The following is an 11,724-nucleotide window of genomic DNA, read 5'->3' as shown; positions in this document are numbered from 1 at the left end:
GGGCGTGAGCCCGGCCTCCATCTCGGCCTCGGCGCGACGACACGACGGGCCCAGCCGCGCGAGCACCGACGCGCTGATCCGGCCGAGTTCGCGCACCTGGTCGTCGGTGAGCGCGTCGAACAGGCCCTGGCGGACCGCCTCGACGTGGCCGGGCGCGGCGGCCTCGATCGCGGCGAGCCCGTCGGCGGTCAGGTGCGCGAACGCGCCACGCTTGTCCGTGGGGCACACCTCGCGCCTGATCCAGCCCTGCGCCTCCATGCGGGAGACGGCGTGCGAGAGCCTGCTGCGCGACGACCGGGTCGCCAGCGCCAGTTCGCTCATCCGCAACACGTGCCCGTCGGCTTCGGACAGCGCGACGAGGACGTCGTAGTAGGTGGCCGGCATACCGGCCTCGTGCTGGAGCTGCGCCTCGAGGTGGGCGTTGAGCATGCCGACGGCGGCCGAGAAGTCGCGCCACACACGCTGTTCCTCGGCGCTGAGCCACCGGATTTCGGACATGCCGCCATTCTAACGCTGATTGAGCACTCAACCAGCATGCGCACGGGGGATGCCGGGTGTGACCCCCCTCTAGTTGAGCCCTCAATCAGTCCGCGTTACAGTGGTGCTTGAGCGCTCAACAACCGAGCGCCACCCCGGAGAACCCGGCAGACCAACCCGTACGAAGGGGAAACACATGACCACCACCACGACCGACATCCCCGGTTACCTCACCGGCACCTGGACCATCGACCCGGTCCACTCCAACGTCAGCTTCGTCGTGCGCCACCTCGGCGTCTCGAAGGTGCGCGGACGGTTCACCGAACTGGAGGGTGAGGTCGTCACCGCCGAGAACGTCCTCGACTCCACGGTGAGCGCCACGATCAAGGCGGGCAGCGTCGACACCACCAACGAGCAGCGCGACGAGCACGTCCGCAACGCCGACTTCCTCGACGTCGAGAACTACCCGACCCTGTCGTTCCGCTCCACCGGTATCCGGACCGACGGCGAGGACTACCTCATCGACGGGGAACTCACCCTGCACGGCGTGACGAAGCCGGTGACGCTGACCGCCGAACTGGGCGGCTTCGGCGACGGCATGACCGAGGGCAGCAAGGTCATCGGCGTGTCGGCCACCACCGAGATCAACCGGACCGACTTCGGCATCGGCGAGGGCGTTCCGGCCGCCGTGGTCAGCGACAAGATCAAGATCGAGCTGGACATCGAGGCGATCCAGGAGTCCTGACCCGCCGCGCCGCACCGGCGCGACCCCGCGTCCGGCGCGCCTACCAGGCGTCGGCCAGCAGCGCGCGGGTCTCGCCGAGCAACTGCGGCAGAACCTTGGTGTGGCCGACCACGGGCATGAAGTTGGAATCGCCGCCCCACCTCGGCACCACGTGCTGGTGCAGGTGGGCGGCGATCCCGGCGCCTGCCACCACGCCCTGGTTCATCCCGATGTTGAATCCGTGCGCACCCGATACCGAGCGGATCACCGCCATGGCGTGCTGGGTGAAGGTGGCCGTCTCGGCGGTCTCGGCCTCGGTCAACTCGGTGTAGTCGGCCACGTGCCGATACGGCACGACCATCAGATGCCCGGGGTTGTACGGGTACAGATTCAGCACCGCGTAGACGGCGCGGCCCCGCGCGAGAATCAGTGCCTCGTCGTCGTCCAGATCGACCAACCGGCAGAACGGGCAGCCACCCGGCTCGTCGTCGGAGGCCTTGTTCTCCCCCTTGATGTAGGCGAGCCGGTGCGGCGTCCACAACCGCTGGAGCTGGTCGGTGACCCCGACCCCGTCCTGGCCGACGAACTCGGCGCCGGAGTCGTCGGCGGCATCGTACTCAGCGCCCAACGAGCGCCTCCAGCGCGGCGGCCGTGGGCGAGGCGTTCTCGCGGCGGCTCACCCAGTCGGCGACGGCCTCGACCGCCGCGGCGACGGGCACCCCGTTGAGCTGACCGCCGTCGCGGAAACGGAACGAGACCGCGCCCGCCTCGACGTCGGCGCCCCCCGCCAGCAGGAGGAACGGCACCTTCTGCGTGGTGTGGGTGCGGATCTTCTTCTGCATCCGGTCGTCGGAGGTGTCCACCTCCACGCGCACACCGTGGCTCCGCAGCGCCTTGGCCACCCCGCGCAGGTGCTCGGCGTGCTCGTCGGCGATCGGAATTCCCACCACCTGCACCGGCGACAGCCACGCGGGGAAGGCACCCGCGTAGTGCTCGGTCAGCACGCCGAAGAACCGCTCGATCGAGCCGAACAGGGCGCGGTGGATCATCATCGGCCGCTGTCGCGACCCGTCGGCGGCCTGGTACTCGAGGCCGAAGCGCTTCGGCTGGTTGAAGTCGAGCTGGATGGTCGACATCTGCCAGCTCCGGCCGATGGCATCCCTGGCCTGCACCGAGATCTTCGGCCCGTAGTAGGCCGCGCCGCCCGGGTCGGGCACCAGTTCGAGCCCCGACTCCTCGGCGGCCGCCCGCAACGTCTCGGTGGCCTCGTCCCACTCCCACTGCTCGCCGATGAACTTCGGCGAGTCGTCCCGGGTCGACAACTCGAGATAGAAGTCGTCGAGCCCGTAGTCGCGCAGCAGGTCGAGCACGAAGGTGAGCAGGGACCGCAACTCACCCGGCATCTGCTCGGTGGTGCAGTAGATGTGCGAGTCGTCCTGGGTCATCCCCCGCACCCGGGTCAGCCCGTGCACGACGCCCGACTTCTCGTACCGGTACACCGACCCGAACTCGAACATCCGCAACGGCAGCTCCCGGTAGGAGCGCCCGCGCGCGGAGAAGATCAGGTTGTGCATCGGGCAGTTCATCGCCTTGACGTAGTAGTCGGCACCGTCGAAGTGCATCGGCGGGAACATGTTCTCCGCGTAGTGCGGCAGATGCCCCGAGGTCTCGAACAGGGTCGACTTCGACAGGTGCGGGGTGTTGACGAACTCGTAGCCGTGCTGCTCGTGCTTGAGCCGGGAGTAGCTCTCCAGCTCACGCCGGATCACTCCCCCCTTGGGGTGAAAGACCGGCAGGCCGGAGCCCAGCTCCTCAGGGAACGAGAACAGGTCGAGCTCCGCGCCGAGCTTGCGGTGGTCCCGCCGCTCCGCCTCGGCCAGCATCTCGAGGTACCGCTCCTGGGCCTCGGCCGACTCCCATGCGGTGCCGTAGATGCGCTGGAGCTGGGGATTGTTCTCATCACCGCGCCAGTAGGCCGCCGCCACCCGCGTGAGGGTGAACGCGGGAATGTGCTTGGTGGTCGGCACGTGCGGGCCCCGGCAGAGGTCGCTCCACACGCGTTCCTTGCTGCGCGGGTCGAGGTTGTCATAGATCGTCAGCTCGCCCGCGCCGACCTCCATGACCTCCGAGGTGTCCACCGCGTCGGTGTCGGCGGCCGACTTCAGCTCCACCAGCTCCAGCTTGAACGGCTCGTCGGCCAGCTCCTCGCGCGCGGCCTCGATCGAGTCCACCACCCGCCGGGAGAATCGCTGCGAGCCCTTGACGATCTGCTTCATCCGCTTCTCCAGCGCGCGCAGGTCGTCGGGGGTGAACGGCTCGTCGACGGCGAAGTCGTAGTAGAAGCCGTCCCGCACCGGCGGGCCGATGCCCAGCTTCGCCCCCGGGAACTGCTCCTGGACCGCCTGGGCGAGCACGTGCGCGGCCGAATGGCGGATCACGCTCCGGCCGTCCTCGGTGTTGGCCGCCACCGGCTCGACCTCGGTGTCGGTCTCCGGAGCCCAGGCGAGGTCGCGGAGCGCGCCGTCGGCGTCGCGGACGACCACAACGGCCTCGGGCCCCTTGCCCGGCAATCCCGCCTCGCGCACCGCGGCACCCGCCGTAGTGCCTGCCCGCACCACCACGCGCGGGGCGGACGAGACTGCGGCGGACGAGGGCTGCGACACGGGATACTCCTCGGAAGAGAACGAACGGGGTGTGACCCTTCGATGCTAGCCGCCGCACCCGCCCCGCCCGCCCGGGGTCACGCGCGGCGACCCGGTGTCGACGTGATCCTGCTCTCCCCCGCACGGGCGATCACCTCAGTGCGGGATGTCTACCGTCGCCGCCGACTCCGTTCCGTGATCGTCGTGGCCGCGGAGCTGCACGACCCGCCGACCCGACCCACGATCGTGGCGTCCGTCACAGCGTGTGCGGCGTTACAGCGACGCCGCAGCGCAGGACGCGCTCTGTAAAGTGGTGGCCGTTGCCCGGACACACGCCGTTCACGTGGCGTCCACCATGGTCCGGGACACGATGACGACGGTGGGTAGCCGCTTCTGGCGCGCCTACTCCCCCGTACGGTCACCCGAGCCGGGTCCAATCGGCCCTTGGTGCTGGTTGGAACCACCGGCGCCGGGAACACGAATGCGGAAACCGGCCACGGGCCGACCGGACAATCGAATCGGCGAGCACCGTCATCCACGGCACAGGCCGGTGCGCTCGCACCGGGAAACCGGCGTGGAGACAACTGAAACAAGATGGTGGGCGATACTGGGATCGAACCAGTGACCTCTTCGGTGTGAACGAAGCGCTCTCCCGCTGAGCTAATCGCCCCCTCGCGGTGTGTGCACAACACTAGCGGACACCGAACGGGCCCCGGGAAGGGGGGTCCCCACCGGACCCGCCACGGTGCGCCATCCGGACGACACGGACGGCACCGGGAGCCGTGCCGCGGGGGTACCGCGAGCGGGAAGTTCGCGTGTCACCTGCAACAATCCCGCGACAAGACCTATCGTCCGCCCGGTGAACCAAGCAGGATGTACCGGGGCACCGGCCGCGCGCGCCACACGTGCGTGTGAAGTTCGGTGATCCGGCGAGCGAGCCGACGCCGGGACGCGTCTCACCAAGAGACACGGCCGAAGCCGGCCGGGAAGGAGCAGAAGGGTAACGACCATGCGAAACGATCACGTAACGCTCCGGTCCACGGCGGTCTTCGACCTCTTGGCACCGCGGACGCCGCCGGTGCCGGTGAAGGTCGAGCTGCGCTACGACACCCGCGACCCGTACGCGGTGGTGGCCGCGTTCCGCACCGGCCGCGCGGGCTGGGTGGAGTGGGTCTACGCCCGCGACCTGCTCGCCGACGGCCTGCTCGGCGAGGCGGGCGACGGCGACGTGCGCATCCGCCCGTCGATCGAGGACCCCGAATCGGTGCTGGTGGAGCTGAACTCGCCCTCCGGGCACGCCATGTTCGAGGCCTCGGCCCAGGAACTGGCCGACTTCCTCGACCGGACCTACGACGTGGTGCTGCCGGGCAACGAGCACCTGTGGGTGGACGTGGACGACGCGCTGACCCGCCTCATCCCGAACGATCTGACCTGATCACGGGGGCGAGCAGGCGGATGACCACCCCCCGTGCGAGTGGCCTCACGGACATCCGATACAGTTCTCCACACACGGCGACGACAGGCCGGACGGCGACGAGCCGGACGACACGGCGCCGGAAATTGCGGACGTAGCGCAGCTGGTAGCGCATCACCTTGCCAAGGTGAGGGTCGCGGGTTCGAATCCCGTCGTCCGCTCGACTGCGGCGGCATTCCGCAGTTGGATCGAGCTTCGTGCCCGATCCACACACACGGCGGAGTGGCCGAGTGGTTCAGGCAAGGGCCTGCAAAGCCCTGTACACGGGTTCGATTCCCGTCTCCGCCTCGCGCGATTAGCTCAGCGGGAGAGCGCTACCTTGACACGGTAGAGGTCACTGGTTCGATCCCAGTATCGCGCACCACCTGTCAGCATTCCCGAGCCCCGTCGGCGTCCGTCGCCGACGGGGCTCGCTGCTGTTCGGGGACATGACGAGCCACTCGGTCGCGGTGCGCCTCGGGGCGAGGACTGTGAGTGCTCGGCCGGTGACCGACGACGAGACCGAGACCGTGGAGCTGATCGTGCTGGACACCGACGTGGTGGTGATCGGCGGTGGCGCGGCGGGCCTGACCGCCGCGATGGTGCTGGGCCGGTCCCGCCGACGGGTCACGCTGATCGATGCCGGCGAGCCACGCAACGCGCCTTCCGCGCACCTCCACGGGTTCCCGTCCAGGGACGGGGCGGACCCGGCGGAGATGGCCACGCTCGCCCGGGACGAGGTCCGCGACTACGGTGTCGAGATCCGCACCGGACGGGTGTCCGGCCTCGACGGCACCGAGGAGCGCGGATTCGCGGTCCAGGTCGAGGACGGTGGCGTGCTGACCACGCGCGCGGTGCTGGTGACCACCGGTTTGCGGGACGAGCTGCCGGAGATCGCCGGCCTGCGCGAGCGCTGGGGCAACGACGTGCTGCACTGCCCGTACTGCCACGGGTTCGAGGTGCGCGACACCCCGCTTGCCGTCCTCGGTGGCGACAACCGGCCCTTCACGCTGCACCAGGCGCAGCTGGTGCGGCAGTGGTCCGACGACGTCGTCTTCTTCCCGCACCGGATCACGCCGACCGACGACGAACGCCACCGGCTTCGCGCGCGCGGCGTGCGGATCGTCGAGGGCGAGGTGACGCGGATCGTGCTCGAGGGCGGAGCCGTATCCGGGGTGGAACTCGCCGACGGGCGCGTCGTCCCGCGTCGAACGGTCTTCGTCGGCCCCCGGTTCGTGCCCCGGGACCGGCTGCTGACCTCGCTGGGCTGCGAGGTCGACGACAACGGCTGGGTGCGGGTCGACCCGTCCGGGCGGACCAGCGTCGCGGGTGTGTGGGCGGCGGGCAACGTCGTGGACAGCCCGGCCCAGCTCATCAACGCGGCAGGCGCGGGGTCGAAGGCCGCGATCGCGCTGAACCACCACCTGCTGGCCGACGACATCGAGCGGGCCGTCGCGAGCGACGACGGCACCGGATAGCGCCGACCGCCTGCCCTCCTCGGGCTGTCGATCGGCGAGCGCACGGCCCCGGCACCGGAGGTCGGGCCGGGGGCTTACGCGAGCAGCTCCCGTGCGCTCTCCCGCGCCTCGGCGAGCAGCCCCTTGCCGTGGATGCCGTGGTGGGCGAACGCCCCTTCCAGCAGCAGGAAGAGGTGCCGCGCCAGGCGCTTCGGATCCTCCGCCGCCGGTTGGTCCTCGGCGATGAGCTGACCGAGGCGCTCTTCGACGGCCTGCTTGTGGTGACGGATGATGGCGTATGCCGGGTGTTCCGTCGGCAGCTCGGCCGCCGCGTTGAGGAACGCGCATCCCCGCGTGATGGTGCGCGCGTCTTCGGCGTAGACGTCGAAGACCGCCAGCGCGCGGGGTGAGTCGGCAGCGGCGAGACGCTCTTCCAACCTCTGCCACCATCGCGCGTGGCGGCTCTTCAGGTACACGGCCACAAGACTGTCCTTGGAGCCGAAGTTGTTGTAGAGGGTGCGCTTGGTCACGCCGGACTCGGCGGCGATCGTGTCCACACCCACAGCGTGGATGCCGCGCTCGTAGAACAACGTGGACGCGACCTCGAGTATCCGCCGAGCCCTCGGGGTCAGCTCCACAACGTTGGCTTCGTGCTCCACGCACATCACCTTGACCTTCACAGGTCTGTGTAAATATCCTGGTCCGGATTACACAGATCAGTATAGCGCTGCTGTGTCGCGATGGCGCGGACACGCGCACGGAGTTCGTCGCGCGGCCGCGCCGACAGTGGGTGGCGGCAACGGGACCACCGGTCCCGGCCCGGCCATGCCCGTGGCGCGGGCCATATGCTGCCCGGTGCCGCGCTCGCCGCCCCGTGTCCCGCCGTCCACCGGCACGATCGCGCACCACGGCAGCGCGGTGCGGCGCGCGAAGTTAGGAGTACCTGTGGCTTCTCCAGCGAACGGAGAACACACGACCCACCATCCGACGGCAGGCCGGCGCGGCCCGATGAAACCGGTGTTCCTCCCGGCCCTGCTGATCATCCTCGCCGCGCTGGCCTTCGCCACGTGGTACGGAGCCGCCTACGGCGACGACGCCGAGACCGCGTTCACCAACCTGAGAGACGGTATCGGCAGGACAGTCGGCTGGTGGTACATCCTTGTGGTCACGGCGTTTTTGATCTTCGCCTTCTGGGTCGCGCTGTCCAAGGCCGGCACCATCCGGCTCGGACGGGAAGACGAGAAGCCGGAGTTCTCGTTGTTCTCCTGGTTCGCCATGCTGTTCTCCGCCGGTATGGGCATCGGCCTCGTCTTCTGGGGTGTGGCGGAGCCGCTGAGCCACACGATGTCCCCACCGGAGATCGCCGACGTCGAAGCAGGCACCACAGAGGCCGGCCGCGCCGCGATCGGACAAGCCCTGTTCCACTGGGGCCTGCACGCCTGGGGCATTTACGCCATCGTCGGCCTCGGACTGGCCTACATGTCCTTCCGCCGTGGCCGACCGCTTTCGGTCCGGTGGCTGCTCGAGCCGATCTTCGGCCGCAGGCTCATCGAATCCTGGGTCGGCCACGCCATCGACGTCTTCGCCATCGTCGGCACGATCTTCGGCGTCGCCACCTCGTTGGGGCAGGGAGCCTTGCAGATCCAGGCGGGTCTGGCCCACCTGGGATGGTTCGATCCGTCGAACACTCTCCTGCTGGGGCTGGTGGGGCTGATCACCGCGGTGGGGACCATTTCGGTGATCACCGGCCTGAACCGGGGCCTGCGCTGGCTCTCCAACGCCAACATGACTCTGGCGGCGGTGCTGGCGATCTGCGTCCTGTTCGTCGGCCCGACGATCTTCCTGTTCCAGTCGGTGGTGCAGAACACCGGCGAGTACGTCCAGGTCATCCCGCAGCTCATGTTCGTCACCGGCGCCGGGGCCGACGACGGCTGGACATTGAGCTGGACCCTGTTCAATCAGGGATGGTTCCTCAGCTGGGCACCGTTCGTGGGCATGTTCATCGCCCGCATCTCCCGCGGCCGCACCGTGCGGGAGTTCGTCCTCGGCGTTCTGCTGGCGCCCACGGTCATCGCGATCCTGTGGTTCACCATCTTCGGCAGCACAGCGGTCCTCTACGAGCTGAGCAACGGCACGATGACCGGCGAGGACGGCACCATCGACACCGACACGTCCCTGTTCCAGCTCTTCGAGAACCTTCCCGTCGGCGGGGGAATCGCCGTCGCCATCTCCGTGGTCGCGATCCTGGTGATCACGCTGTTCTTCGTCACCTCGGCCGACTCCTGTTCCCTGGTCGTCGATGTCCTCGCGCACGGAGGCCGCACCGATACCCCGCGGAAGACCCGGCTGTTCTGGTCCGTGCTTCTCGGCATGGCGGCGGCCCTGCTGCTGCTCGCGGGCGGCGAGGCGGCACTCACCGTGTTGCAGGTCAGCTCGATCGCCGGTGCGGTACCGCTGTCCGTTGTCTACGCGCTCACGGTGCTCGCACTGGTGCGGATGTTCCGCTACGAGGTGGCGACCATGCCCCGATACGTACGCATCCGCCCGCAAGCCACTCCGTCCGCGCTCGTCTCGACCGCGCGCCGACAGGCCGCCGACGAGGAAGAGCTCCAGCGCGGCCTCCGCGAACTGCTGAAGGCGCACAGCAACGGCACGCGACCGCGGAACAGCCTCAAGGGTGCCTCGGCGGCACTCGGCGGACTCGAGGGGGTCACGGCCGGGACACCGTCCGCGCCGACGACAAACGGCACCAGCGGTGCCGACGCCACGGTGCTGGCCGTCCACGAGGTCCCGGCTCACGCCACCACAGTGGACACTGATACCGGCGCCATCAAGTGGAACGAGGACTCCCTCGCCCAGGACCCCATCGCGGGCGAGGTGTTCGACACCCCCGAGTTCTCCGCATCCGCCGTCGGAGCCGAACACGAGACCGAAGAGCTCCTGCGCCAGTACGCCGCCGACGACCACCGCTGAACGACATCGGGGAGTGGCCGCGCGGGTCACGCGCGCGGCCACTCCCCGACGGAGATCACACGGCGGCGCCGCGGGGTCAGGACTCGCCCTGGTCGCGGCGCTGCTCGGAGAGGAACTTCTCGAACTGGCTGGCCAGTTCGTCGGCGGTGGGCATCTCGTCGACGTCGGCGAGCAGGTTGTCCTCCGGCCCGGTCTCCGAGAACGTGTCGTACTGCCGCTCCAGCGCGGCGACCACCTCGGCGACCTCGTCGTTGTCCCGGACCTGCCGCTCCACCTCCTCGTCGGCGCGCAGGGCCGACTCGCGCACCTCGTCGGAGGAGACCCGCAGGCCCGTGGCCTCGCTCAGCGCGTCGAGCAGGGTCAGCGCCGCCGCGGGGTAGCGCGACTGGGCCAGGTAGTGCGGCACGTGCGCGGCGAAGCCCGCGGCGTCGTGCCCGGACTGGCCCAGCCGGTACTCCACGAGCGCGGCGGCGCTGCCCGGGATCTGCACCTGTGTGAACATCGCACGGTAGCCGCGCACCAGCTCCGCACGCGTCGCGTGGGCGGTCACGCCCAACGGCCGGGTGTGCGGCACGCCCATGGGGATGCCGTGGAAGTTCACGCTCAGCCGCACCCGCCAGCGTTCCACCAGCCCCCGCACCGCCTCGCTGAACAGCTCCCACTCGTGATCCGGCTCGGGGCCGGTCAACAGCAGGAACGGGGTGCCGTCGGCGTCGTGGAAAAGCCGCACGACCAGCTCGGGAGCGTCGTAGTCGGCCCAGTGGTCCGCGGAGTAGGTCATCACCGGCCGCCGCGAGCGGTAGTCGATCAGGCGGTCGACGTCGAACCGGGCGACCACCTCACTGTCGAACTCCGCGCGCAGGTGCTCGGCGAGCACCTCGCCCGCCGACCCCGCGTCCACGAACCCGTCGAGGTGATACAGCAGCACCGCGCCCTCCGGCACGGGCACCCCGGAGTCGAGGTCGTACAACCGCTCGGGATCGCGCCTCACCGTCATCCTCCTGACCTTGCCACGTTCGTCTCCCGTGTATGGAACGCCCGTGGGCGCTCGGTCAATCCCACCACATCACGCCGGTGGGATGCGCGGCCCGGCACATGGTGGAAGATGGTGCGGGTGCAGGTGTCTCAACCCGGACCGACCGCGCGGACGATGCCCGTGACCGAACACTTCGACAGCCTGGCCACGGTGCTGGACCTGGTGCGCTCGGGGGCGGCCCGAACCCGTCCCGAGATCGGCAGGCTCTCCGGCCTCGGACGCACCGTGGTCACCCAGCGGATCAGCCAGCTCACCGACCGGGGGCTGGTCGAGGAGGGCGAACTCGGTCCGTCGAGCGGTGGCCGCGCTCCGCGTGAGCTGCGGTTCCGTGCCCGGGCCGGGGTCGTCCTCTCCGCCGAGCTCGGCGCCACGAGCCTCGGCGTCGGGGTCACCGACCTGGCGGGCACGGTGCTGGCCGAGCACGCCGAGCCCGCCGACATCGCCCAGGGGCCGGACCCGGTGCTCGACCGCGTGGAGGCGCTCTTCGACGACCTGCTCGACCGGGTGCGCACCGAGCAGGTGCCGGAGGCCGCCGTCTGGGGCGTCGGGGTCGGGCTGCCCGGGCCGGTCGAGTTCGCGACCGGCAGGCCCAGCGCGCCGCCGATCATGCCGGGGTGGGACGGCTACCCGGTGCGCGACCGGCTCGCCGCCCGGTACGACACGCCGGTGTGGGTGGACAACGAGGTCAATGTGATGGCCTTGGGCGAACTGCGGGCGGGGTCCGCCCGGGGCACCCGCGACTTCCTCTACGTCAAGATCGGCACCGGGATCGGGGCGGGCCTGGTCTCGGGCGGCACACTGCACCGGGGCAGCCAGGGCTGCGCGGGCGACATCGGGCACGCCGCCGTGTCCGACGACACCGACGTGGTGTGCCGGTGCGGCAACACCGGCTGCCTCGAGGCTTACGCGGGCGGTGCGGCCCTGGCCCGCGACGGCGTCGCCGCCGCCGAGCAGGGACGCAG

Annotated in this window: 10 protein-coding genes and 4 tRNA genes; 8 read left to right on the top strand and 6 right to left on the bottom strand. The window is 69.9% G+C overall.

The features are described from left to right. Nucleotides 1-498: MarR family winged helix-turn-helix transcriptional regulator (locus SACSA_RS22520; RefSeq protein WP_019815912.1), on the bottom strand; the 498-nt coding region annotated here is incomplete at its 3' end. Between the two features lie 175 nt (nucleotides 499-673). Between SACSA_RS22520 and SACSA_RS0111115 the strand changes: the two genes are divergently transcribed. After that, nucleotides 674-1,222: a YceI family protein gene (locus SACSA_RS0111115; protein WP_019815910.1), complete on the top strand. Its 549-nt coding sequence runs from the start codon at nucleotides 674-676 to the stop codon at nucleotides 1,220-1,222. 40 nt (nucleotides 1,223-1,262) lie between these two features. On the opposite strand, the gene SACSA_RS0111110 is transcribed toward SACSA_RS0111115, so the two are convergent. The 3 genes from SACSA_RS0111110 to SACSA_RS0111100 form a co-directional block, all read right to left on the bottom strand. Further along, nucleotides 1,263-1,829, bottom strand: coding sequence for an HIT family protein (locus tag SACSA_RS0111110; RefSeq protein ID WP_019815908.1), 567 nt, complete (start codon nucleotides 1,827-1,829; stop codon nucleotides 1,263-1,265). Beyond that, nucleotides 1,819-3,864 (bottom strand): threonine--tRNA ligase, encoded by a 2,046-nt coding sequence (thrS, locus tag SACSA_RS0111105; protein ID WP_019815906.1) that lies wholly within the window; start codon nucleotides 3,862-3,864, stop codon nucleotides 1,819-1,821. The genes SACSA_RS0111110 and thrS overlap by 11 nt, the downstream gene beginning before the upstream one ends. Before the next feature lie 574 nt (nucleotides 3,865-4,438). After that, nucleotides 4,439-4,513, bottom strand: a tRNA-Val gene (locus SACSA_RS0111100). A gap of 339 nt (nucleotides 4,514-4,852) precedes the next feature. Between SACSA_RS0111100 and SACSA_RS0111095 the strand changes: the two genes are divergently transcribed. The 5 genes from SACSA_RS0111095 to SACSA_RS0111075 all read left to right on the top strand — a co-directional run bounded on the left by SACSA_RS0111095 (nucleotide 4,853) and on the right by SACSA_RS0111075 (nucleotide 6,774). Further along, nucleotides 4,853-5,278, top strand: coding sequence for an SsgA family sporulation/cell division regulator (locus SACSA_RS0111095; protein ID WP_019815905.1), 426 nt, complete (start codon nucleotides 4,853-4,855; stop codon nucleotides 5,276-5,278). Between the two features lie 127 nt (nucleotides 5,279-5,405). After that, nucleotides 5,406-5,478: transfer RNA gene (locus tag SACSA_RS0111090), tRNA-Gly, on the top strand. Between the two features lie 55 nt (nucleotides 5,479-5,533). After that, nucleotides 5,534-5,605 (top strand) — tRNA-Cys (locus tag SACSA_RS0111085). 1 nt (nucleotide 5,606) lies between these two features. Continuing rightward, a tRNA-Val gene (locus tag SACSA_RS0111080) sits at nucleotides 5,607-5,681 on the top strand. Nucleotides 5,682-5,802: 121 nt separating this feature from the next. Then, complete coding sequence (locus tag SACSA_RS0111075; protein ID WP_019815903.1) at nucleotides 5,803-6,774, top strand: NAD(P)/FAD-dependent oxidoreductase; 972 nt, start codon at nucleotides 5,803-5,805, stop codon at nucleotides 6,772-6,774. Nucleotides 6,775-6,848: 74 nt separating this feature from the next. Here SACSA_RS0111075 and SACSA_RS0111070 read toward each other — a convergent pair whose 3' ends face one another. Then, complete coding sequence (locus tag SACSA_RS0111070; protein WP_048876682.1) at nucleotides 6,849-7,418, bottom strand: TetR/AcrR family transcriptional regulator; 570 nt, start codon at nucleotides 7,416-7,418, stop codon at nucleotides 6,849-6,851. Between the two features lie 343 nt (nucleotides 7,419-7,761). On the opposite strand from SACSA_RS0111070, the gene SACSA_RS0111065 reads away from it, so the two are divergent. Continuing rightward, nucleotides 7,762-9,726: a BCCT family transporter gene (locus SACSA_RS0111065; RefSeq protein WP_019815899.1), complete on the top strand. Its 1,965-nt coding sequence runs from the start codon at nucleotides 7,762-7,764 to the stop codon at nucleotides 9,724-9,726. Between the two features lie 76 nt (nucleotides 9,727-9,802). On the opposite strand, the gene SACSA_RS0111060 is transcribed toward SACSA_RS0111065, so the two are convergent. Continuing rightward, nucleotides 9,803-10,717: a proteasome assembly chaperone family protein gene (locus SACSA_RS0111060; RefSeq protein WP_028661779.1), complete on the bottom strand. Its 915-nt coding sequence runs from the start codon at nucleotides 10,715-10,717 to the stop codon at nucleotides 9,803-9,805. A gap of 159 nt (nucleotides 10,718-10,876) precedes the next feature. Here SACSA_RS0111060 and SACSA_RS22515 point away from each other — a divergent pair. Continuing rightward, a partial coding sequence (locus SACSA_RS22515) for an ROK family protein (protein ID WP_232212924.1) occupies nucleotides 10,877-11,724 on the top strand: 848 nt, incomplete at its 3' end.

The sequence above is a fragment of the Saccharomonospora saliphila YIM 90502 genome, from assembly GCF_000383795.1.
Taxonomy (GTDB): Bacteria; Actinomycetota; Actinomycetes; order Mycobacteriales; family Pseudonocardiaceae; genus Saccharomonospora; species Saccharomonospora saliphila.
This window is presented reverse-complemented; position numbering and strand designations above follow the sequence as displayed.

Bases quoted from the DNA above. Each gene is read 5' to 3' on its own strand.
- SACSA_RS0111065 (WP_019815899.1), top strand. From the start codon at position 7,762: ATGAAACCGGTGTTCCTCCCGGCCCTGCTGATCATCCTCGCCGCGCTG.
- SACSA_RS0111070 (WP_048876682.1), bottom strand. From the start codon at position 7,418: ATGTGCGTGGAGCACGAAGCCAACGTTGTGGAGCTGACCCCGAGGGCT.
- SACSA_RS0111115 (WP_019815910.1), top strand. From the start codon at position 674: ATGACCACCACCACGACCGACATCCCCGGTTACCTCACCGGCACCTGG.
- SACSA_RS0111095 (WP_019815905.1), top strand. From the start codon at position 4,853: ATGCGAAACGATCACGTAACGCTCCGGTCCACGGCGGTCTTCGACCTC.